This window comes from Acinetobacter gandensis (genome assembly GCF_001678755.1).
GTDB lineage: Bacteria > Pseudomonadota > Gammaproteobacteria > Pseudomonadales > Moraxellaceae > Acinetobacter > Acinetobacter gandensis.
The window spans coordinates 26,256-49,819 of the sequence record NZ_LZDS01000028.1; the positions used below are offsets into that span (position 1 = coordinate 26,256).

23 protein-coding genes are annotated in these 23,564 nt (G+C 38.2%); 14 read left to right on the forward strand and 9 right to left on the reverse strand.

Annotation, left to right across the window (positions count from 1 at the left end; translation table 11 throughout):
• Window positions 1–12 precede the first annotated feature (12 nt).
• Window positions 13–1,767: a bifunctional alpha/beta hydrolase/class I SAM-dependent methyltransferase gene (locus A9J31_RS12455; RefSeq protein ID WP_067766407.1), complete on the reverse strand. Its 1,755-nt coding sequence runs from the start codon at window positions 1,765–1,767 to the stop codon at window positions 13–15.
• An 87-nt stretch (window positions 1,768–1,854) separates the two neighbouring features.
• A complete protein-coding gene (locus A9J31_RS12460; RefSeq protein ID WP_067766410.1) occupies window positions 1,855–2,490 on the reverse strand; it encodes a CDP-alcohol phosphatidyltransferase family protein in 636 nt (211 codons plus the stop codon).
• A 189-nt stretch (window positions 2,491–2,679) separates the two neighbouring features.
• Between A9J31_RS12460 and ybaK the strand changes: the two genes are divergently transcribed.
• From ybaK to A9J31_RS12500, 8 genes are all read left to right on the forward strand, one after another.
• Window positions 2,680–3,147: a Cys-tRNA(Pro) deacylase gene (gene ybaK, locus A9J31_RS12465; protein WP_067766414.1), complete on the forward strand. Its 468-nt coding sequence runs from the start codon at window positions 2,680–2,682 to the stop codon at window positions 3,145–3,147.
• Window positions 3,148–3,418: 271 nt separating this feature from the next.
• A complete protein-coding gene (locus tag A9J31_RS12470; RefSeq protein WP_067766417.1) occupies window positions 3,419–4,657 on the forward strand; it encodes an MFS transporter in 1,239 nt (412 codons plus the stop codon).
• 224 nt (window positions 4,658–4,881) lie between these two features.
• Window positions 4,882–7,053, forward strand: a complete 2,172-nt coding sequence (gene mtlD, locus A9J31_RS12475; RefSeq protein ID WP_067766420.1) for a bifunctional mannitol-1-phosphate dehydrogenase/phosphatase — start codon at window positions 4,882–4,884, stop codon at window positions 7,051–7,053.
• A gap of 210 nt (window positions 7,054–7,263) precedes the next feature.
• Entirely contained in the window at window positions 7,264–7,956 is a 693-nt protein-coding gene (locus A9J31_RS12480) for a 2'-5' RNA ligase family protein (RefSeq protein WP_245668234.1), read from the forward strand.
• A complete protein-coding gene (gene cobU, locus A9J31_RS12485; RefSeq protein WP_067766426.1) occupies window positions 7,953–8,474 on the forward strand; it encodes a bifunctional adenosylcobinamide kinase/adenosylcobinamide-phosphate guanylyltransferase in 522 nt (173 codons plus the stop codon). Before A9J31_RS12480 ends, cobU begins: the two co-directional genes overlap by 4 nt.
• Entirely contained in the window at window positions 8,471–9,523 is a 1,053-nt protein-coding gene (cobT, locus tag A9J31_RS12490; RefSeq protein ID WP_067766429.1) for a nicotinate-nucleotide--dimethylbenzimidazole phosphoribosyltransferase, read from the forward strand. Before cobU ends, cobT begins: the two co-directional genes overlap by 4 nt.
• Window positions 9,524–10,147 (forward strand): histidine phosphatase family protein, encoded by a 624-nt coding sequence (locus tag A9J31_RS12495; RefSeq protein WP_067766432.1) that lies wholly within the window; start codon window positions 9,524–9,526, stop codon window positions 10,145–10,147.
• A complete protein-coding gene (locus tag A9J31_RS12500) occupies window positions 10,144–10,890 on the forward strand; it encodes an adenosylcobinamide-GDP ribazoletransferase (RefSeq protein WP_067766435.1) in 747 nt (248 codons plus the stop codon). The genes A9J31_RS12495 and A9J31_RS12500 overlap by 4 nt, the downstream gene beginning before the upstream one ends.
• Window positions 10,891–11,013: 123 nt before the next feature.
• On the opposite strand, the gene A9J31_RS12505 is transcribed toward A9J31_RS12500, so the two are convergent.
• The 3 genes from A9J31_RS12505 to A9J31_RS12515 form a co-directional block, all read right to left on the reverse strand.
• Entirely contained in the window at window positions 11,014–12,276 is a 1,263-nt protein-coding gene (locus tag A9J31_RS12505) for an OmpP1/FadL family transporter (RefSeq protein WP_067766437.1), read from the reverse strand.
• 415 nt (window positions 12,277–12,691) lie between these two features.
• Window positions 12,692–13,357, reverse strand: a complete 666-nt coding sequence (locus A9J31_RS12510) for an LrgB family protein (protein WP_373685021.1) — start codon at window positions 13,355–13,357, stop codon at window positions 12,692–12,694.
• 41 nt (window positions 13,358–13,398) lie between these two features.
• Window positions 13,399–13,860: a CidA/LrgA family protein gene (locus tag A9J31_RS12515; protein ID WP_067766440.1), complete on the reverse strand. Its 462-nt coding sequence runs from the start codon at window positions 13,858–13,860 to the stop codon at window positions 13,399–13,401.
• Window positions 13,861–13,963: 103 nt separating this feature from the next.
• On the opposite strand from A9J31_RS12515, the gene A9J31_RS12520 reads away from it, so the two are divergent.
• On the forward strand, window positions 13,964–14,863 hold the full coding sequence (locus A9J31_RS12520) for a LysR family transcriptional regulator (protein WP_067766442.1): 900 nt from the start codon (window positions 13,964–13,966) through the stop codon (window positions 14,861–14,863).
• Window positions 14,864–15,210: 347 nt separating this feature from the next.
• Window positions 15,211–15,690, forward strand: coding sequence for a winged helix-turn-helix transcriptional regulator (locus tag A9J31_RS12525; RefSeq protein WP_067766445.1), 480 nt, complete (start codon window positions 15,211–15,213; stop codon window positions 15,688–15,690).
• Between the two features lie 66 nt (window positions 15,691–15,756).
• On the opposite strand, the gene A9J31_RS12530 is transcribed toward A9J31_RS12525, so the two are convergent.
• Genes A9J31_RS12530 through tusD form a run of 4 tightly spaced genes read right to left on the reverse strand, consistent with a single transcriptional unit; the run spans window position 15,757 to window position 17,178 of the window.
• On the reverse strand, window positions 15,757–16,068 hold the full coding sequence (locus tag A9J31_RS12530) for a TusE/DsrC/DsvC family sulfur relay protein (RefSeq protein WP_067766448.1): 312 nt from the start codon (window positions 16,066–16,068) through the stop codon (window positions 15,757–15,759).
• Window positions 16,069–16,112: 44 nt separating this feature from the next.
• The gene (locus A9J31_RS12535; protein WP_067766451.1) at window positions 16,113–16,400 is read right to left on the reverse strand and encodes a DsrH/TusB family sulfur metabolism protein; all 288 of its coding nucleotides are present in this window, start codon (window positions 16,398–16,400) and stop codon (window positions 16,113–16,115) included.
• A gap of 14 nt (window positions 16,401–16,414) precedes the next feature.
• On the reverse strand, window positions 16,415–16,765 hold the full coding sequence (locus tag A9J31_RS12540; protein WP_067766454.1) for a hypothetical protein: 351 nt from the start codon (window positions 16,763–16,765) through the stop codon (window positions 16,415–16,417).
• A gap of 44 nt (window positions 16,766–16,809) precedes the next feature.
• Window positions 16,810–17,178: a sulfurtransferase complex subunit TusD gene (gene tusD / locus A9J31_RS12545; RefSeq protein WP_067766457.1), complete on the reverse strand. Its 369-nt coding sequence runs from the start codon at window positions 17,176–17,178 to the stop codon at window positions 16,810–16,812.
• Between the two features lie 553 nt (window positions 17,179–17,731).
• Between tusD and A9J31_RS12550 the strand changes: the two genes are divergently transcribed.
• The 4 genes from A9J31_RS12550 (at window position 17,732) to A9J31_RS12565 (ending at window position 23,394) form a co-directional block, all read left to right on the forward strand.
• Window positions 17,732–19,702: a BCCT family transporter gene (locus A9J31_RS12550; RefSeq protein WP_067766460.1), complete on the forward strand. Its 1,971-nt coding sequence runs from the start codon at window positions 17,732–17,734 to the stop codon at window positions 19,700–19,702.
• A gap of 258 nt (window positions 19,703–19,960) precedes the next feature.
• A complete protein-coding gene (locus A9J31_RS12555; protein WP_067766463.1) occupies window positions 19,961–20,968 on the forward strand; it encodes an NAD-dependent epimerase/dehydratase family protein in 1,008 nt (335 codons plus the stop codon).
• A 291-nt stretch (window positions 20,969–21,259) separates the two neighbouring features.
• Window positions 21,260–22,654 carry a class II fumarate hydratase gene (fumC, locus tag A9J31_RS12560; protein ID WP_067766466.1) on the forward strand — a complete coding sequence of 465 codons (1,395 nt, stop codon included), beginning with the start codon at window positions 21,260–21,262 and terminating at the stop codon, window positions 22,652–22,654.
• A gap of 248 nt (window positions 22,655–22,902) precedes the next feature.
• A complete protein-coding gene (locus A9J31_RS12565; RefSeq protein WP_067766469.1) occupies window positions 22,903–23,394 on the forward strand; it encodes a hypothetical protein in 492 nt (163 codons plus the stop codon).
• Window positions 23,395–23,564 lie beyond the last annotated feature (170 nt).

The following is a 23,564-nucleotide window of genomic DNA, read 5'->3' on the forward strand; positions in this document are numbered from 1 at the left end:
CTGTTCACCCATTTAGATTTTTTGAGCGACTGAAACGGTGAAAATACCAAATTCATCAATAACTTGATCGATTTTTTTAAATCCAGCTTGTTCGACTAAGGCATCCATTTCTGCTTGAGAACGAAGACGCATCACCCAAGCATCTCCTTCGCGATGTGAGGTCAACGCACGAGCAATGAACTCTTGTTGTGGATGCCAAATTTGTCCTGTATAGATCAAGTAGCCTTGTGATTCGATCGCTTGGCTAAGACCTGTTAAGGATTTGCGTAGTAGATCGTTATCACTAAATAATTCATAAAGTCCTGATACCACGGCAAGGGTAGGTTTGGGTTCTACACTGGCAAGTGAAGCAGTATCAAAAGCGTCGGCTTGGACAAATTGGGCAAGATCAGTTAGACCACGTTGCTCAATCATTTTCTGTCCCGCTTCTACATTTAGGTTGCTGTAATCGCGCAGCAAAATGGAGTCAGGTTGCTGCGGAAGCTGTTGAACGGCATCCAATATATAGCGACCATGACCCGCAGCAATGTCCATAATTCTGACAGCTTGCTGATTTTGAATGATCTGATTGGCATATTTTTTCAGCATGGCTTCAATATTTTGCTTACGTACACGAATACCACGCCAGCCAATGGCATTTAAATATTGGCGATCAATCAACTTGCCAATGGGATTGGAACTCTCAGTCCGGTTGCGATAAACAAAGTCGAGTGTACTGCCAGAGTCATAGCCTGTATCTTCCCCAATTTTTAAGCCACTGGAAAACATGCTGCCAATTTTTAGATTTTGCTTGGTTAGATTCCAAAAGGCGTGTTTAAGCGAGTTTTTAGGAAGTGTAGAACTCAAAGTTTCGGCAACGGCGCAACTTGAGCCAATTTTATCGGCATTTAAGACATTCGGTGCTGCATAGTTTTGTGCAAAGCATTGCAGAATAAAACGTCGAATTTTATCAGTTGCAATCTGACGTTGCTTTTCGCCTAAAGTATCGTGGTAAAAGCCATCCAACACATGAAACTCTTTTAATGGATGTGGCAGTTTTGCATAAAATTCACGTTGAGGTTTTTGCTGAACCACGAAGTCTGAGCCTGAACAAAGAATTTGCGTTGGCACAAAAATATGTTGTGCATCTTGAACAATCCGTTCTGACGCTGCATACAGACCAAGTAACATTCTGACTGAAATGGCGCGGGCAATTTGAGGGTCGGTGTCATAACTTTTTGCACGCTCTTGATCGTGCGTGAGCATTTTTGCTTTGACATAACTGTTAATAAAAAAGTTACCGCGTACTTTACTGAGTAAATTTAGACCTGGTTTTGCAAAGGGCACATATAATTTAATATCAAAGGCAGGTGAGGCTAAACACAGCGCACGAATTTTAGGTGCATAGTCATGTACCCATGTTGCAGCTAGAACCGCACCGACACTCTGAGCAACTATGGCAATGTTTTCTGGCTGGATGTTGTACTCCGCATGTAAATGTTGGACGAAATATTGGATATCGTGTACACATGCAGAAAAACTCGGTGCATCTCCTCGTTCACCCGGAGATTGACCATGACCACGGGCATCCCAGGCAAAAAAATCAAACTCGTTTAAACCCAGTTCTTCAACCAAATGTGCCATTCGTCCTGAATGCTCATGCCCACGGTGAAACAAAATCACGGCTTTTTTCTTACGATTACGTTTTGGTTCTGCGTTTTCCCAATGCTGATAAAAAAGAGCAGTGCCGTCGTGGCTAATAAACGTATGTTGTGTGTTGTTATACATGGTTAATTCTCTTATAAAATTCAAATTTCTTGGTTTTAAAAAATTAAAGCTAAAAATCGCAGCTCAAAAGTGCGTGGTTAAAATGATTTATTCAGGTATATGGATACTGTTTTTAATACGGTTAAAAATGGTCACTGCAAGTAACAAAATAATGATGATTAAAATGCCATTACAGATCTGAGACAGCAAGCTCAGACCAAAATCAAACATTGAATATGCTGCTATAACAATGCAAATTAGGCTAAAGGCCAAGGCACGATCACTTTTCCCCATTGGGCCATCATAACGGCGTTCTGCTCCAATGAGGGGTGCCATGACCCCTGTATATTCAGACAATATCGAAAGAAAACAGGCAAGTAGCAGTAGTTCTGCTTGAATAAATGCAAAACAAATCAAACTGAAATATAAAGCAGTGTCAGAGATGACATCGCATAGTTCATTGTAAAAAGCACCAAGTTTAGATTGCTGATTAAATTCACGAGCCAACATGCCATCAATTGCATTAAAAGCCATCCGAATGAGCATCCAAAGGGGAAAGATCAACAATAAAAGCCCGATGCCATGTTTAGAAAAATAAATATAAATGAAACTTGCAACAGCTAAAGAAATAAACATAGCAAGCAAAGTGATTTGATTTGCGCTAATACCTATTGTGTAAAGAGATTTAACTAAGGGCCGAAGTAAATTTTGAAAGGCGGGTTTAAGTTGATAAATCGAAGGCATATTATTGTTGTAGCATTATGTTTTGCATGAATTTTATACGCTAGTTGGTTTTGCTTACAAGCAAATCAATGTTAAAGATTGTCAACATCAGTCTTAAGGTCGTAGGAAATGTATTGGTGTCGAATTTTGATTGCTGAAAGGCATATAATAAATAAAGCCGTAGAGTAGTAATGGAAAAACGAAAAAGTAATGACTCCTGCAACTAAACTTTTAAAATCCAACAAAATAGAATTTACAATTCATGAATATGAACACGATCCAGATGCCAAAAGTTTTGGCTTAGAAGCAGCTGAAAAACTTGGCTTAAGTGTTGATGTTGTGTTTAAAACCTTAATGGTTACCGATGATAAAAATTATTTTGTCGCCGTTTTACCGGTTGAATATCAACTAAACTTGAAAAAGGTCGCTTCAGCGTTTGGCTGCAAAAAATTAAAAATGGCTGATCCTAAAGATGCAGAGCGTTTAACTGGATATCTGGTGGGTGGGATTAGTCCTGTTGGTCAGAAAAAGCGTTTAAAAACAGTCATTGATGCTTCGGCAGCACAGCTCGATAAAATTTATGTCAGTGGTGGTAAACGTGGCCTGGATATTGGTTTAAAACCACAAGATTTAGCCAAGGTGTTAGGCGCGGAATTTGCCGATGTTTTAGATGCTTAAGTCATAGGCCTAAATATCTTAAACATCACTGTTTGAAGAAATAAATTAAATGAGCCTTTATTTAGAAGCGTAAAGGCTGTTTTATTTGCCAGTATATTACGAGTAGCCGATGACAACTGGGCTTATCAAAAAATGAATTGTGTTCTGTAATACAATGCCGCCACGTTTAAATTATTCAAAAAATAAGAGCTAAGCCAGCTTACAAAATAGGGGTGGCTTAAGCCACATCGATTGGTTATAACGTAGCCACTAAAAATGGATAACAAAAATAATGGATCGTAATAACAAGCTGTTTATTGCCGCTAGTTTAGCCAATGGTGCAAGTTTTTCTATGATACTTCCTTTGCTCGCACCTTTAATTCGAGAGCTCAAACTATCCGAATTACAAGGTGGTGCAATGGTGTCTATTGGTGCATTACTGATGGCAATTTCTGCGTTATACATTTCTAAAAAGCAAAACAAATTTTCAATTTATCAATTACTCAGCATTGGATTGGTGGGTATGGCGATCACTTGGGGGCTTTTTGCTGTGGTATTGAATTACGGATTAAGTGCTCAAGTAAGTCTAGTGGTCTTGTTTAGTTTGCTCATGTTTGCGCGTGCAGCAACTGGTGTATTTATGGCGATGCCACAAATTGCCTTACAAAGTTATGTCATGACGACCAATAACAACGAACAACAACGTTCGCAGGCTATGGCTAAATTCGGCGCATTAAACAGTGTCGGTGTCATTGTAGGACCATTACTGACGACCTTATTATTAGGTCTTGGTGGTATGATGACGCCGCTATGGGGTGCAATTATTATATTAAGTCTGATTTCAGGCATCGTTATTATAGCTTTTGAACCGCAAACTTTAACTTTTCAAAAGTCAGAAATTATTAATAATGAGTCTGTATCTAAAACTGCATCCAATTTTGGTATTAAACAATGCTATGCATGGTTGATACTAGGCTTTAGCTTGTACCTTGCCATTGTTACTGTCAATTTGACTGCTGGCTTTTATATTCAAGATCGTTTTGATATGAATGCAGCACAAGGTGCAGTGCATTTTGCAGAATGTTCGTTGATTGTTGGAATTTCGTTAGTACTTATGCAGACTCTGCTTGCAAAGTATTTAAGATGGTCAGTCTATCGCTTGCTTTGGGTAGGGCTGACGAATATGGTTTTGGCGCTAAGCATCTCATCTTTTACTGCTAATCTAAGCATCTTCCAAGCAACCTATGTGTTGTATGGAATTTCAGTCGCATGTTTAATTCCTGCCTTTAGCACAGGAGCCGCACAATCAGCTCCAAATCACTTACAAACCAAAGTCGCGAGTTGGTGCACTGCAACACAAGCTTTAAGTTTTGTGATTGGACCCATAATCAGTACAGGCTTATATCAATGGCATCGGGCATTTCCCTATTATTTCTTATTATTCGTGATGCTAGCTTTAATGATATTTTTTATCTTATTTAGCAAAATGAAAGTTGAGCATACGGTATCGAGTAATGAGGAAATGATTTAATCGTTACATAGAGAAAATATGGTTTGGCTTAGATAAATCGCAAATGACCCTACAGTATTTTGCTTACACAATGTTACTTGTGAGATGTCTAAGGTTACAAATAGTCATGAGATTGCTTAATAATTGATTAAAAAATAACCTAAATTGTTTCATTAAATCTCAAATGAATGGATTGTAAAAATACTCCTTTATGCTTTTAGCATTAAAACAATAACGGAGTTTAAATGCTTAAATTCAATAATGATCTTGTACTGGGTGCAATTTTTGATATGGATGGAACAATGTTTGATACTGAGCGTTTACGGTTTCAAACCTTGAAACAGGCATCTCTAGAATTGACTGGTGTGGAGTTTTCTGAATCATATTTAATCAACTGTCTCGGTTTAAGTGCACAAAGTGCGCATCGACTGGCTCAAGAAGAATATGATGAAAACATTCCCTATGCTGAAATTCGTAAACGTGCAGATGAGTTGGAGTTAGAAAGTGTACGTAAGTACGGTGTGCCCATTAAAAAAGGTTTGGTACAAGTACTTGAACGATTACGTAAGTCTGGTTTACGTATGGCTGTGGCAACTTCAAGTCGTCGAGCTATTGCAGAAGAATATTTAATTAATGCCAATGTTTATAAATTCTTTGATGTCTTGGTTTGTGGGGACGAAGTTGAGCAGGGCAAACCACATCCAGAAATTTTTATGCGGGCGGCGCAAAAACTTAACTTAAAAACCTCAGAGTGTTTAATGTTTGAAGACTCTGAAAATGGTGTCACTTCAGCCTATGATGCTGGCGGCATTACCATGTTGTTTAAAGACATCAAAACACCGAATGAAAATATGCTATCCAAGGCACATTATTATTATGAGTGTATGTATGACTGCCTATTAGAGCTTGATCCATTTACTGCACATTTAGAAATGCCAAAGGTTCAAGAAGCGTTTCCACAGACACTAAATCAGTTAACTGTTGGAATTCATGGTTTTGGTGCGATTGGTGGTGGCTATTTAGCGCAAATTTTATCGCATTGGGATGGCTATACTCGCCCCAAAAAAATCTATGCTTCTACACGTAATCCACTGTATCGCTCTGCGGTAAATGCTTTTGGTACCTATTGCATTCGCTACGGACAACTGTCTTATGATGAACGTATAGAAAATATGGAGGTTATTGATGCTGAAAATATTCAGCAAATGCAGGATATGTACACGCAATCGAGTCTAGTTGCGATTTGTTTACCTGAAAAAGCCATTGCTGAAGAAGCTAAAACCATTGCACAGGGGTTATATGCGCGACATATTGCTCACGATGAAAAAGCGATTGAGCCGCTCACCTTACTGATTATTTTAAATAAAGTCGGCGCAAAACAGTTATTAATACAGCATCTCAGCCAAGCTTTAGAAGATTTGGCAGGTCAAGATGTTGCAGACCAAATTATGCGGCATCACTATTTCTGTGACACGGTGGTAAACCGCATGGTTTCGAAACTGACTGATCAGAATCTTTATCGTCAACTGCGTATTAAATACAATATTTTTAAACAGTTTCAATTAGATGAAGTTGAAGCAGATGATCAAATTGAAATTGAAGATGCGACTCGGCTCAATCCTGAACAAGAACGTCAAGCGACTTTGTATGTAGAGGATATGCGTCGTAATTTTCATCCAAGCCATATTTTGCAAAGCATGGATTTAATTCTATTCAATGCTGAATCAGACATGCCTATTTATGTGGAAAATAACAGTCCATTGCTGGAAAAAATGCGCCAAATGATTTTGGTCGATGATATTGATGAAATTCAATTAATCAAAAATCGGTTATGGAATGGTGTGCATGCCATGTTGGCCTGGAAGGCTGTAAGTTCAGGACATCAAACAATCGGTGTCGCGTTGGCTGATCCACAAGTCAAGCAATTCATGAAAGTATTATTAACTGAAGTGCAATCAGGGTTGACACAGTCCATCGCACATCATGCCCAAGATCTTAGCCGCTTGACTCAAAGTTTTATAGACTCTTGTGAACATGCCTATAAAGATCCATCTGCACGTGTCGCACGTGATCCATTACGTAAACTTTCAGTTAATGAACGAGTGTTGGGCTCACTTAAAACCAATTTGCAATACGAACTAAATACATGCCATTTAGAACAAGGCATTGTGCTAGGTATGGTATATGCGGTGCAGGTTGAAGGATTATCAACTGAACAAGTCACTGAATATATTCAAATTCAATTTGCAAAAATGTTTATTGCACTTCGAGGTGAACGTCAGACTGAAATTCAACGAATTGAACAGGATGTGATAAACGCGTTTCAACACGCTATCCAGCATGATTTAAAGCCTAAAAATGCGGCGAATAACTCATCTAAGTCGGTGAAGCAAGAGCAAATAGCTCAGTTCGTTTGAACGCATCAAGGAATGTATCCACGTTTACTAAAAAATTTAATTAACACACTCAAAGCCGAATGAAATATTCGGCTTTGTTTATAAAGGAAGGTAAAATATCTAAAAATGAATGAAATTCAGTTTTAGATGAATATTACTAAATCAAAAACCAGTCAAGTCGATTTCATTTCATGTTTTAATAAACAGTATTAATTTTCAAGTGATTAAGTCGTGTTTCTTAAACCATCAATGCCAGTCGTTCCTACGCTGAATCAGGACTATCCTGCGTGGCATTTGGGACGTGAGCATTATGCGTTATGGTATTTAGAAATACTCGATCCTGATTTATTGGCATATTTAGCTACAATTAGAGAGCATTTCTCGGATATTTTATATACGCCGAACACGCGTCAATTTCATATAACTTTGTTTATTTGCGGTTTTTTTAATGCGTTGAATACTGCTGATGCCATTCTAGCCGCTGAAAAAAGTACGTATAACGATAATTTTTCCGAGCAACAATTCAAACAACAGCAGCGACAGCTTCAGCACTTATCCTTCACGAATATTCAATTGAAAACAGGTCAAATTAATAGTTTTCAAAGTGCTTTATTTATTGAAATTCAGGATGATTTCGAACAACTCGCGCAGATTCGACAATGCTTAAATATGAATAGCGATGAAATTGCACCTATCGAATATTGTCCGCACATCACATTGGGTTTATATAAACATGCAATGAACAGTGATGACGTATTTGCGCGTATTGCTAAACTGCAACAACAGCAATTTAATATTGATTTTCACCAGTTAAGTTTTGGTAGTTATCAGGCGCAGCTCTTACAAGGCCCATTAACTGTTTATGAACAATATCCATTGTTCGCTCATATTCACGGCTTAGACAAGGAACAGCAAATAGCATGATTCAATTGATACTAGGTGGCGCACGTTCAGGAAAAAGCCGATTGGCTGAACAAAAAGCCAAAGACAGTGGCTTAAGTGTAACGTATGTTGCGACAGCGCAAGCCTATGACGATGAAATGCGTGAGCGAATACAGCATCACCAAGCAGACCGTCCTACAGATTGGGGTCTGGTTGAAGAACCGCTGTATTTAGCCGATCGCCTAGTGCAAATTGATCAAGCCAATCAACTTATTTTGGTGGACTGCATGACTTTGTGGATGAGTAATTTATTATTGAATGAACAGAAAGATTTTCAGTCGCAGCAATGCCAAAAATTACTTGAAGTGCTTCCGACCTTAAAATCCGAAATTATTTTAGTCAGTAATGAAACTGGACTAGGCGTTGTACCTATGGGGCAACTCAGTCGTAAATTTGTCGATGAATCTGGCCGCTTACATCAACAACTTGGTCAGATTGCTGACCACGTTGTGTTTTGTGTGGCCGGTTTTCCTATAGTGTTAAAAGGAGAAAGTAAATGAGCTGGTGGCTTGAAGCATGTAAACAACCAAGTATTGACGCAAAACAACAGGCTGAAGCACATCAGTTACAACTGACCAAACCAACGGGCTCACTTTCTGAATTGGAAAATACCGCAGTTCAACTTGCTGCGCTACAAAATACTGTAAAACCTCAAGTTGATTTACCATGGATCACCATCTTTGCAGGCGACCATGGGGTAATGGAAGAAAATATTTCAGCCTATCCGCAAGCGGTAACTCGCCAGATGTTGCAAAACTTTACGACTGGTGGTGCATGTATCAGTGTAATTGCCAAAGAATACCAAGCCAAACTGCAAGTGATTGACTGTGGTTCTGTGGGTGAAGCATACGAATATGCAGGTGTGGAGCGCTATTGCATTGCACAGGGCACAGAAAATTTTGCCAAAACTGTAGCAATGACCGAAGCGCAATGTCTACAAGCTTTAAACCTTGGGCGTAAAAGCGTTGAAGATGCTGTAGCCGCGGGGGCGTCTATTTATGTCGCTGGGGAGATGGGTATTGGTAATACCTGTTCAGCGTCAGCAGTGGCTTGCTTTTTACTCAATGAACCTGCAGAAAAATTAACTGGTGTGGGAACAGGTATTCGCGCTGAACAATTAGCACATAAAAAGCAGGTCATTGATCAGGCTTTAGCATTGCATAGAGACTATGTTGAAAATGATGCATTCAAAGCGTTGTGTGCTGTGGGCGGTTTAGAAATTGCCGCTATGACCGGTGCTTATATACGCTGTGCGCAATTGGGCATGCCGATGGTGGTCGATGGCTTTATTACCACGGTATCTGCGTTACTTGCGGTGCGCCTGAATCCTGCCGTGCGTGATTGGATGCTGTTTGGACATCAGTCAGCGGAGTACGGTCATGTGCGTTTATTATCAGAACTGAATGCAAATCCATTACTCAAGTTGAATTTACGTTTAGGTGAAGGCAGCGGTGCGGGCGCAGCATTAGGCGTGATTCGCTTGGCATGCAGCCTGCATAACAATATGGCAACTTTTGCTCAAGCTGCCGTCATTGGTGAAAAAGTTTAAATGGAACATTTCCGTTTAGATATTCTGCGTCATGGCGAAACCGAGTTGAGCCATACATTACGTGGCTCAACCGATGATGCATTGACAGAGTATGGCTGGCAGCAAATGCAGCAAACGATCACTACTGCATTGCATGAAATTAATGCGAAAAGTCAGCCAGCTTGGGATGCCATATTTACTTCAGATTTGCAGCGTTGTCGTTTATTTGCTCAGGACTTATCTAAGCAATTAGATACTCCTGTATTTCAAAATGCGCAATTTCAAGAAATGCATTTTGGTGATTGGGAAGCGGTGTCTACCGAGCAAATTTATCAACAAAGTCCTGAACTGTTGTCACAGTTTTGGCAAAGTCCAAGTACATATACGCCACCAAATGCAGAAAGCATGCAACAGTTTCAACAGCGCATAGATTTAGGCATTCAACAAATCGTAAAGCTTACGCAGAAAAATGCATGGCAGCGCGTATTGTTGGTTTCGCATGGCGGCGTGATCAAGCTTTTAAAATGTTTGGCCGAGCAAAAACCGTTGGATGATTTGTTAAAAATGACTGCTGAATTGGGGCAGCTGAACGCGTTTAGCATTTACGATGCAGCGCATATTCGTCTTTGGGAGCAAAGAAAATGATGCCATTTTTTATTGCTTTACAGTTTTTGACGACGTTTCCCATCCAACTCAAAGCCATGCCGAGCAAACACCAAAATGGTCAATCTTTGCTGTTTTATCCTGTGGTGGGATTGATCATTGGCGGCATATTAGCGCTGCTCGCGTTTACACTACAAAGCCTGCCGATTATTCTGCTCAGCAGTATTATTTTGGTTGTCTGGATCTGGCTGACAGGTGGTTTGCATTTAGATGGTATGGCAGATACTGCAGACGCGTGGGTCGGCGGTTTTGGTGATGCTGAACGTACTTTAAAAATTATGAAAGACCCCGCCTGTGGCCCGATTGGTGTGCTGAGTCTAGTCATTATTTGCTTGCTAAAATGGTCAGCCATTTATGTATTACTGCAAAAGCAGCAATTTTTGGCGTTGATATTATTTCCAATTTTAGGCAGGCTCGCGCCGCTGTTTCTATTTCTCACCACCCAATATGTTCGTGAAAAAGGCTTGGGTTCATCGCTGGCCGAATATATACCGAGAACATGGGCATTGGTGGTTTTTGTACTATGCTTAGCGGCTAGTTTTTACTTTTCGTGGCTTGGGATGATCTGCCTTGTGGTTTTTGTTTTGACCTTAGTCTATTTGCGCCTCAAGTTTATTCAGCGTATAGGCGGTGTTACTGGTGATACCATTGGCGCAGCAATTGAAATTTCTGAATTATCGAGTTTGATTGCATTTGTGATTGGATTGCATTATTGGGTCAATTAACTTTTTATAGAATCGAAAGTAATGTGGTTGGATAATTGTAAAATTTAAACACCAAAAAATATTCGTAAAAAAGGACTTCAGCTGAAGTCCTTTTTTACATCTCAATATATTATTTTTTAAGAATTAGAATGAATAACCAATATTTAAACCATAACCAATCGCATGGTTGTCACTAAATTTACCGGCTTCAGTGTGTGCACCAGTAACAGCATCAGCATCGCCTAACCAGAAATATTTAACGCCTGCACCAATAAAGTAATTTTTTGCAGGGTTGAAACGTACACCTGTACCCACAGACCAATAGCCTTCAGTTGGGCCAAGTGTTGTTACGGGATTACCTGCACCAGTGTCATAACCGACAGAGATATTGGCACCCCAGTGATCATTAAATTTACGTGCAACACCCACAGTCACAGAGATTTGATCATCTTTATAGTCAATTAGATTAAAACCATTCGGTTTGTTAATCTCAGGTTTCATTTGACCTACGGCAGATGAGACAAGACCAAATTTATTTGGACGAACCTCAAAGTTTGACCAATTCACCCAACGTAAATTTGCAAAGGCAATGGTATTTGCCATGATGCCAGTTTGGAAATCAAGGTTAACCGATTGTGGAGTAGAAAAACTAAAGTTTCCGTCTGCCTGGCTTGCCTGACGCAAGAAAGGAACAACACCTGCTACAGCATCTGTGTCCAAGCCAAAATTTTCATAGGCATCTATTTTATGTTTGACTTCAGAACGATATGTAATTGAGGCTTTCAGGGCTATTTCAGGAATTTGATAAGCAGCACCTGCTAGCCAACCCCAAGACCAGTCCGTACCAGTTTCTAAATCATAACCGTTTAATACGGAATAAAGCTCACCACGCAATTTCACGCTACCATTTACAGACTGATACATCGGACCTGCATAAATATTCCAATTTTCATTAGGTTGGTAACCAATCAGCATTGAAATATTTTCTGTTTTGACTTGAACCGACGTACCACCTTGAGCTGTTGAACCGACCATACCCGTGGTGTAATTCAAACCATCGACAATTTTATCTGTCGGTTTTGCGACAAAAGCATTATCACCGCTGTATTCAGCATCTGCACCATAAGGCTGGTCATAAATCAAACCCAAAGTAATATGATCCGTCGCTTGGACTTTAATAGCTGCAGCAGGGAAATAGTAATCTCCCGCCATATTAGGTGCTGAATTTCCAAATTTATCTTGACCCGATACGCTTGGATCAAGCACGGAAATACCCGCTTCAGCATAATTACCCGGTTGAAGAAACGCACTAATTGATTGGCCTGAGCGATCAAGTCCGCCTGCATAAATCGTTGTAGTAGAAAATAGGCTAAGGAATATGGCAGTGTGGATCGCCGTGCGTTTCATATGGGATACCCCGAAAAATTAACGCGTGAAAAATACCATAAATAAATTTATATGAAAGGGCTTAATAAATTGTAAGTATCTAAAATAAAATGAAAAATAATAAAAGTACATTTGTATATTTATGATTTATAAAACATATTTAGATTTATCTTGACCATAATGACAGTTTTAGCCAAATAAACTGTTTGTTTGCTATTTAATCATTTTAAAATCAATGCTTCATTAATGGGTTATTCGAGTTAAAACTAAAAAGAAAAACACTCAGCTTAAATTTTGATTTTAGGCAGCTGAAGGTCAGGAAAAAAATTGTAGTGAAAATTTCAAGATTTAATATCTTCAATAAAAAAAGCCTTGATTCAGTCAAGGCTTAAAGAAACATTCTTAAAATTAAAAAGGCATCAAAAATAGATCAAATTTAGCCCAGAGCATAAACCACTAAGTGAATAATTGACGGGCCAAGTAAAACCATAAATACGCCAGCAAGCACCATGCTTAAACAGGCTGCGACGCCTTCTTCCTTATGACGCATAAAGGCTTTACTCGTACCAAAACCATGTGCTGCATTGCCTAACGCGGCACCTTGTGCAAAGCGAGAATGTAGTTTTAGTCCTGCTAAAACGAGATCTGCCAACGCCACACCTGCAATACCCGTAATCATGGTGAATAGAATCACTAATTCGACAGAACCGCCAATATTATTGGTTAGCTCCATTGCGAAAGGGGTAGAGATTGAACGTGCCATCAAACTGAACGATGTTTCTTGATCAAAATGAAATATTTTAGCCAAGTAAAAAGCACTGATCACACCTGCTAGCATTCCAAACACGATACCTAAACAAATACTGATGGCGTGCTTATGAATCACTTGGCGATATTCATAAATGGGGATAGCAAAAGCTACAGTTGCTGGCCCCAACATCCAAACAATCCACTGACTTTCTTGCATATAGGTATCGTAAGATACATGGAAAATGGTCATGAATACGATCAGTAGAAAGGGTACAAAAAGTGCTGGCGAAAACAGCATATAGGGGAATCTGCGATGCAATTTTTTAACCAGCACATAGCCGATTAAGGTCATTACAAAACATAATACAGACATACTATCGAATTGCATGAAATTCATAGTGTTTTACCTGCTGTATTGACGTCGATTGCATCATGTTCATTAGATGCTTTGTTTTTTCTTCCGTTTAATTTTTTTTCTAATTTAAAGCCGAGGGCGACCGTAAATGCTGTTATGACCATGACGCAAAGTGTACCAAGTACAACAGACAATACCAATTGCCATCCCGAAGTCAAAAATAACGCCTTATATTTTATCAAACCGACTACACATGGAATAAAAAACAAAACCAGTTCTGCCAAAATGAAGTCAGTCCCTTGTTTAATCCAATGCATCTTAAAAATGCCACTTAATAATGCAGCCAGTAGTAATAACAAACCAATAACACCGCCAGAAATCGGTAAGTTAAACCAGCTTTGAATACATGTACCGAGCCACCAAATAAAGATTAGTAGGCCAAGTTGAGAAAGTGTTTTTGCCAAAGAAATAAATCGCGAAGGCGTGTTTTGAGTATCCATGAGGAGAAAAGCAATTGGTACAAAGGAGATAGAGCTATTTTAAAAGTGTGTCGGATGTATAATTATGAATAATTAAATATAAATTATGCCTAAATGGAATAATATGGATTTTAAGAATCTCAAAGTCTTTGTCACTATTGTACAAAAGCAAAGTTTTAGTCATGCAGCAGAGAGCCTATTTGTCACTCAACCTACGATTAGTAAGTTAATACGACAGTTAGAAGAAGAAATTGGCGTTCCTTTATTCCATAAAGGAGATGCGGGGCGTAAACGTGAAGCACAATTGACTTACATGGGTGAGCAAATATATCAGCATGCGTTGGTTATTTTAAATGAGCAACAACGTATGTTTGAAACTGTGGCGCAGGTCAGAGCTTTAAAACAAGGAAAGCTCACCATCGGCTTGCCACCATTAGGTTCGGTGTTATTAAGTACCTTGATAGCACAGTTTCATAAGCAATATCCTAATATTGAGTTAAGTTTTTTTGAGGTAGGTGCGAATGGAATTGAAGACGCCATTTTAAAAAAACAAATTGATGTGGGGATTATTCTCGGACATTTAAAACCCGTACTAAGTGGTATTCAAATTATGGACTCACCACTTTGTTTACTTTCACGTAAAGAATCGCAATGGCGCAATAGAAACAAAGTGTCACTGATTGAACTTAAAGAAGAGTCTTTTCTATTGTATGCCGATACGTTCACGCTGAATAATATGATTATTCAAGCTTCAAACTATGTTGGTTTTGAACCGAATGTCGTGTGTAAAAGTAGTCAATGGGACTTCATTGCAAAAATGGTCGAATCAAATGTCGGTATTGCGCTTTTACCTAAAATTTATTGTGATCAGCTTGATCATGATAAATACAATGTAAGTGTACTGGAAAATCCAAATTTAAACTGGACCTTAAACATGGCCTGGAATACGACGGTTGCGATGAGTCCATCCACAAGAGCATGGCTTGAAATCATTGAAGATAATAAAGATCAGATCCATTTCTAACATGGAAATAATGATGAGAGCGTATGAGTCTGTACAAGACGTATTTCAGAAGTTTTTTAAGTTAAGCCATCATAGGGTGGCGATATCATTGATCGATAGTTAAGGGATTTTTATTGTGGAAAGTCTTTTTAATTGATCTATGTCGAAAGTAATTATTCTGGAACTTTAACTCCTTAGGAGATATACAGTCAATAGTTCTGTCTAGCATCATAAAGCCTTCAATTTAACAAACCCCACTTCATTTTATCTTTTATCAAAAGAACACGAAGCAAATGAATGTTTTTGCAAAAAGCTGATGAATGGATTAATTTGTTCATATAGGGTTTATTAACAGGCGTAATTTAAAGATGAAATGGGAAGACATTGGACAACAGCCGTGTTCAATTGCACGGGCACAATCTGTGCTGGGTGATCGTTGGACCATGCTCATCATTCGTAACGCCTTTATGGGGATTCGCCGTTTTGACGATTTTCAAGAAAATTTAGGTGTGACACGCCATGTTTTATCAGATCGATTAAAGCGACTGGTTGAAGAAGATATTTTAGTTAAACAACCATATATTGACCGGCAAGAACGTTTTGAATATCGCCTGACTCAAAAAGGTTTGGATCTATATCCGATATTGTTAGCAATGACTCATTGGGCTGATCAATATATGGATGGCGGTAAAGGCTCGCCAGTTGAATATGTTCACAAGCGTTGTGGTCAAACATTTAAACCTGTGATGGTGTGTTCATGCTGTGGTGAGCAAATACAGGCAAAGCAAGTAAAACCCGTATTTACTCAAGCCTATTTCAATGCTATGAATCAACTCAAACAGGCTTGATTTCTAATTTTTGAATTAGCTAAATACTTAATATTTAAGTTTATAAACAGACATTATAATATCAAATTATAAGCAGTTTGCTGGTTTTGGAACGCCCGCAAGTCGGCTTAAATGTCGAGCAACTAGGCCTGTATTAAATCTCTCTTGTAGTAGTGCATTGTTAATATCAGCACTAATTGTTTTCATTAAATATTTAATCAGTGGACGTGTTGCAGGCGAATGTCCAAATTGTTGATAGAACTGACGTACACCTTGTAAAATTTCATAATGCCAAGGGCTGAGTTGCAGGTCTAAAGTATTTGCCAATTCTTGGGCTACGGCTTCATTCCAAATAGTGTAATCGACTAAATGACCATCTTGATCAAGTTCGAGATTCATATTATTTCCGATATTTCTTTAAATACTCAATACAATATGAGTACTTATTTAAGTGTAATACAACGTTGATATTTTAAACACAAGTCCGCAAATTCTGCATAAGTACAGACATGCATATGGTTAAAGTGAACATCGCAACCTAATATTTGTGCGTCGTTGTCTAATACAAAACACGTTCCTAACTTTTGTATTTGTTCATCCGCAATATGTAAGACAGCTTCACCCATGAGGACTAAGGCATCGCCAGTGGTATAGACACTTTGTAATTGCTGTATATGTTGTAATGTATTGGAATAACAAGACTGTACAAGATAAAGACTATTGTTTGACATAGATTATTACTCACTCACCAATACAAGATATGGTCAAAACGCTGAACGAATTCAGTGTTGAATTCGATAAATTCAAGTTCTTGTTCAGATTTTTGAACAAATGGGTGTTGAGTATTTTTTTGCTCAATGAGTATTGGTGTTAAATCATAAAACTCAAAACTATCAACCATGTTTGAAGCAAGTTTAAAGGCATGCTTTAACTGATCAAATTGTTGATCTGTTTGTAATAGGCTTAGGGCAGCATCTTTAAGTAGTACTTTTACATCACAACCAAATGTAGCCAATACCATGGTGGCAGATAAGCTCTCATGCACTTGTAAACTTGCTAGATTTGCATGGGTGAGTACAACGAGTACAGTTTTCACAAAATATTCCTATTAAATCCAACAAATATTTGGAAATTTGAGACTTAGAATTGAATTAAGCGGTCAGCAGATTGCACGGCATCTGCAAGTTCACCTAAACCAACCAGTTCAAACTGATCTGCAAGGTTATGTTGCTGTAAGTTATGTCGCTGCGCATTTTCTGCATCGCTAATTCCTCGTGCTAAGGCTGCACTCACACAAACAGGTAGCCGGATCTCAAGCTTTTGCCATTCGCTTGTGAGTTTACGCTGATCGTCAGGTACCCATTGCAGGGCGTTTGCTACATTGACACCATCTTGATAAAAGAAAACCCGAAAGCTTTCATTTTTTTGTTTCAAAGCTTGTGCAAGGCCAAATGCATGCCAAGCATGAATTGAAGTTGGTGAGGAGGTAATTAGTAATAAAGTACTCATCGAAATTCACTTTAGAAATAAGCAGCTATACTTGCAGCTCATTCTGACTTGATAAGAAAACGTCATTATACAATGCTTTTTATTAATATCTGTATATCTCATTTATGATGAGTGATTATGCTCATTTCCAATACGTTGTTGATGAATGTGGTGGTATGCACAGTGAGTATAAATAACCCAAATAATGAATATTGGTAAACTACTTAAAGAGTATTATAAGATTTAAGAAAACAAATTTTTTAAAACAAGATATTGATAAATAGTAATAAAATATTTAAGTGGGCATATTCTATACGGCTGTCTTAATTTGCTTTATTACTTGATTTTAGATTATTCATCTATAAATGTGATAACATGTACAGATTCTAAGCAATGGCTTTGATCGAGTCAGCCATAATTTTTTCATTTTTATTGATAAATATTTTGAGTATTTACAAAGAAATGAGAAAAAATTGCCAGTCTCATCATTACAAGCCTGTTTTTTCCGCATCTGGCGGATATCTTTTTTGATCAATTTAGATCTGTCTTACAAGTAAAACGGAAAAGGGAAGGTATGTCTTCATTGAAACCGTCATGGTATTCCAATGTGAATCCAAATGTATTTATTAGTACTGTGCTAATTATCGGCATTTTTATTGCCATTGTTTTTTTAGCTCCCAATGCTTTTGATTTAATTACAAAACAGCTCAATCAATGGGTAACAGACTCATTTAGCTGGTTCTATGTACTCTCTGTAGCGATATTTTTAATTGTACTCATTTATATTGCTTGTTCGAGCATGGGTAAAATTAAACTTGGTCTAGATCACAGCCAACCGAAATATAGCAATAGCTCTTGGTTTGCCATGCTATTTACCGCAGGTATGGGTATTGGCTTAATGTTCTTTGGTGTTGCTGAACCTGTGATGCATTATGTTTCACCACCGACAGGCGAACCTGAAACAATTCAATCTGCACAGCAAGCCATGCGAGTAACTTTCTTCCACTGGGGCCTACATGCGTGGGCAATCTATACTATTGTTGGCTTGGCTTTAGCTTACTTTGCTTATAGACATAATTTACCTTTAAAAATTCGTTCTGCTTTATATCCACTTATTGGAAAAAAAATCTATGGTCCCATTGGTGATGGGGTTGATACATTTGCAACAATCGGCACTGTATTTGGCGTTGCGACCACACTTGGCTTTGGTGTTACTCAAATAAACTCAGGTCTTAATTATCTTTTTGGTATTGAATACTCCACGACTACGCAGCTTATCCTCATTGTGATTGTGACGGGTATGGCTTCGTTGTCAGTATTTATGGGCTTAGACAAGGGTATCAAAAGATTATCAGAGATTAATTTAGGGTTAGCCCTAGTTCTTTTATTGTTTGTATTTTTTGCAAGTTCAACCATCTTCATTTTACAAACCACCATACAAAATGCAGGTCAGTATTTCTCTAATTTATTCAATATGACCTTTAACCTCTACGCATATCAATCTGATGGTTGGATTGGTGGCTGGACAATCATGTATTGGGCATGGTGGATTTCATGGTCACCATTCGTAGGCATGTTTATTGCCCGTGTGTCTGAAGGTCGTACGATCCGTGAGTTTATTGTCGGTGTTTTACTGATCCCAACAGGTTTTACCCTGATCTGGATGGGGGTGATGGGTAATGCTGCACTTTTTAGCATTCTAAATGAAGCGAATACCTCCCTTGTTAGTGCTGTACAGCGAGATTCATCTGTAGCACTTTTTGAGTTTTTACATACCTTACCATTCTCAGGTGTAATGAGTTTTATTGCGACGATTTTGGTCATGCTGTTCTTTGTGACATCAGCGGACTCTGGTGCGTTAGTGACAGATTATTTAACTGCGAAATCTGAAAATTCGCCGACATGGCAGCGTTTGTTTTGGACTACATTAATGGCTGTCCTTGCCATTGTACTTTTATTCGCTGGTGGTTTAGGTGCCTTGCAATCAGCGACCATGTTGAGCGCATTACCGTTTACATTTGTGATGCTTTTGATTTGCTGGGGCCTGGTAAAGGCACTGCATTTAGATGCAACAAAAATGCAGGCATTACAAGATGCGCGTATTACCCCAAGGGCAATTCAAAATCCAAGAAGTTGGCAGCAGCGTTTAGGCCTTATCATGCATTACCCGCATACACGCGAAGAAGTAGAAAGGTATATTGATCAAACGGTAAGACCCGCTTTTACAAATTTGCAAAATGAATTTAAGCGCCGTCATCTAGATGTATCTATTCAAAATATTGATGATGGTCTGCAATTACGTGTAAACCATCAGGATGAGATAAATTTTATTTATCAAGTCGTGGTGCAAGAGAAAAATACGCCTAGCTTTATGATGGATTCGAAAGAAACTCAGCAGGACTATCAAGCTGAAGTATTTTTAAGAGAAGGTGGGCAAAACTATGACATTATTGATTGGACACAAGAAGACCTTTTACAAGATGTGATTGATCAATATGAACGACATTTGCACTTCTTAAATTTAGTTCGCTCAAAAAATCAATAGATCCTCATCGATTTATAAAAAACCGCCTTCGGGCGGTTTTTTATCGTAAATCCAATACAGTTGATACTCATAACTCCTACATATGCAACATTTCAAACTATTAAAATAATTATAGAATTCGCTTGCAGATTAACCGATTTAAGTGAAGTTTTAAGTCGGTTTTTAAGTTTTTTTATTCTCTGTGGATACGTTTTGAATAACACCAAAAAGACAAAATTAAACTGTAAAATACTGATAACTATAAGGAGTAGCTAAACAATGATTTTAGTGACTGGTGGTTTAGGCTTTATAGGCTCGCATATTGCCTTGAGTTTATTGGCTCAAGGACGAGAAGTTATTATTGTCGATAATTTATCGAATGCTAACTTACAAATACTTGAAAGATTGGAATACATTTCGGGCATGTATGTGCCTTTTGTAAAACTTGATATCCGTAATACTCCCGCTTTAAATAAAGTTTTCGAACAATATTCTGTCACGGCAGTTGTACATGCAGCTGGATTTAAATCGCTTGAAGAATCTGTACTTAAACCCCTTGAATATTATAATGATAATGTCAGTTGTATCATGAGTTTATTGCGTGCCATGCAGCGTACTGGCGTTAGAAATTTAGTACATCTATCAAGCCTTGCGGTATACGGTCAATCATCAGCTGAACTCGCTGAAGATACACCATTCAATTTTACCTACCCAAATCCCTATGTAAAATCTCAACAGATGGTTGAAGAAATCATACGAGATACGGCACGTACCGATAATGAGTGGAAAATAGGCATATTGCGCTTAAGCAATATCGCAGGTGCATTTGAGCATGCTGTACTTGGCGAGTTTGTTGCACCCTTACCCAAAAATATCGTGCCGCTGGCTATGCAGGTGGGGGCAATGCAACGTGAATATATTGAATTACGTAAGCAGGCTAAGACTGAGGATGGCACAGCTGAGCGCAGTTTTTTACATGTGCTCGATTGTTGTAAAGCAGTTTGGCTCTGCTTAGAGTCTTTAGCTTCACAACATAATGTTTGTGAGGCCTACAATATTGCAGGTGAATTGATCTCTATACAACATTTATTGGATGAAATATCCGAGGTTACCCAGTCGAGTATTAAAACGATAGAGTCAACATATTACCCAAATGAAGAATTTGACCAATTGGGTGCGAATGTTGAAAAAGCCGAGAAACAGTTGAATTGGAAAGCTGATCATAGTTTGAAAAAAATGCTTGAGGATGAATGGCGCTTTTACCAACAAACCTTAAGAGGTCAGTGAGTTAGGTTAAGACATATATTTTATTGATAATTTATAAATATAGAGCTTTGCCTAATTGTGGTTCATAAGAGTTCAGCTAAAATAATTCCATTGCTGAGGCTTTATTCGTAATTTTTAACCGCTTAACTCTTTGCGATTACTATTATCAAATAAACCACTTATTATTGATAATAATTATCATTTACAAGTCTTTAACATTTACATAAACTATAACGAATGAATTGATCTACACGCTGTTATAACGTGAAATGATTTTCTAAGTTTTAAATATTTCGATAAGGAAATGAGAAGATGCAAACACGTATTGAACATGACACGATGGGTGACGTTGAAGTACCAAGTGAGGCAATGTGGGGTGCACAAACTCAGCGTAGTTTGCAAAATTTTAAAATTGGCGGTGAACGTTTACCACGTCCCATGATCCGTGCGATGGGGCTAGTGAAGAAGTCTGCAGCAATTACCAATGCTGCACTGGGGCAAATTCCTCAAGAACTTTCGGGATATATTGTTAATGCTGCTGAGGAAGTCATTTCAGGGCATTGGGACTCTCAATTTCCTTTGGTTGTATGGCAAACAGGTTCTGGTACGCAAAGTAACATGAACTGTAACGAAGTAATCGCTAATATTGCCAACCAAAAATTAGGTAATCCACTTGGTGCACAAAAGCCAGTACACCCAAATGACCATGTCAACCGTGCGCAATCTACCAATGACTCTTTCCCAACAGCAATTCATGTGGCAGCTAGTCTGCAAATTAATGAATTATTGATACCTGCGGTCACAAAACTGCGCAATACTTTAGATGCAAAATCCAATGATTTTAAAGACATTGTCAAAATTGGTCGTACACATTTACAGGATGCAACGCCTTTAACCTTGGGTCAGGAATTTAGCGGTTATGTATCGCAATTAGATCACGGTTTAAAACGTTTAAATCAAGCGCTAGAGGGTTTGTACGAACTGCCATTAGGTGGTACAGCTGTCGGAACAGGATTGAATGCTCATCCTGATTATGCTGTAACTGCAGCAGAAGAATTGGCAAAACAAACAGGCTTACCATTTGTTACTGCGCCAAATAAATTTGAAGCACTGGCAGGGCGCGATGCGGCTGTTTTTACATCAGGCGCATTGAAAACACTTGCGGTAAGTTTGAATAAAATTGCAAACGATGTTCGTTGGTTAGCGAGTGGCCCACGTTGTGGTTTCGGTGAATTACGGATTCCCGAGAACGAACCTGGATCAAGTATCATGCCGGGTAAAGTAAACCCAACGCAAAGTGAAGCGATGACTATGGTTGTAGCTCAAGTTTTGGGTAATGACACGACAATTAATGTCGCAGGTGCTTCGGGTAACTTTGAGTTAAATGTATTCATGCCTGTCATTGCATTTAACTTATTGCAATCGATTCAATTATTAGGCGATGCGTGTAACAGTTTTAATGATCACTGTGCCGTTGGTATTGAACCAAACCGTGAAAAAATTGATCACTTTTTGCATGATTCATTAATGCTGGTTACTGCTTTAAATCCAGTGATTGGTTATGAAAATGCTGCAAAAGTGGCTAAAACTGCTTATAAAGAAGGAAAAACCTTAAAACAAGTTGCTGTTGAACTTGGACTGGTAACAGCTGAACAGTTTGATGAAGTGGTTCGTCCTGAGCAGATGGTTTCGCCAAATACCAAATAAGTAAGCGTGATATCGAAAACAATATAAATTGTGATTCGGAGTAGAAACCATTTTGAAAATGTGGTTTCTACTTTTTAATTTTTGCTCAAATTAACATTTTGAACAACGCTCGCAATTGTTATTTAGCTTTAGCATTGAATTAACTGTCATACTTGTTAAAATGCCTTTCTTTTTCTGTTTTCGTTTCTATTTAACATTTGTTTGAATAAAATTTTGCAAGACAGTGTTTTATCTAAGGATTTCCCCCAATGCTCACCATTTATTTAACAGATGCCCAAAAGCAAGTTCAATTTAAAGACTATCCGGGCGAGCATCCTGTTAAATTTGTCTTAAATTTTAAAAAGATTTTTCCGAGTGTAATGGAGCTTTTGCTACCAGTATTGCCTGAAAATGAAAATCTTGATGAAATGAGCTGGGAATCTACTACCACTGATTTTGAAAAATTCAAATTATTGCTTAGTGGTTGGGGCGTGATTGAGCTACGTTTAAATGCAATTGCACAGTATAAAGACCGTGCATATGCAGACAACTTAGTTAAAAAAGCCCAGCAAAAACGCAAAGACTTTAAAAAAGCTCAAGCAAAATTACAAACAGTTGAACTTGATTATCTATTTATGCACGAAGTACATGGTTTGATCGATGCAGAATTAGTTGAATTAGGTGAAAAATTCTATCTTCCAACTTTACGTGAGCTTTGGAAACATCAAGTCCCAAGCCAAGTGCTAGAAGCCAAATTCTAATAATGTAAAAATCCTCCACTTAGGAGGATTTTTAATATCTACAGCAGAACATCAGATTTACAAGTATTTATCGCTACTTCATAGTGGTCAATGTTTGGCAACTTTTTAATAGATGGTCAAATTTGGAATGTAATTTGCATTTCATATGAATATCACTCGCCTTATTTTAG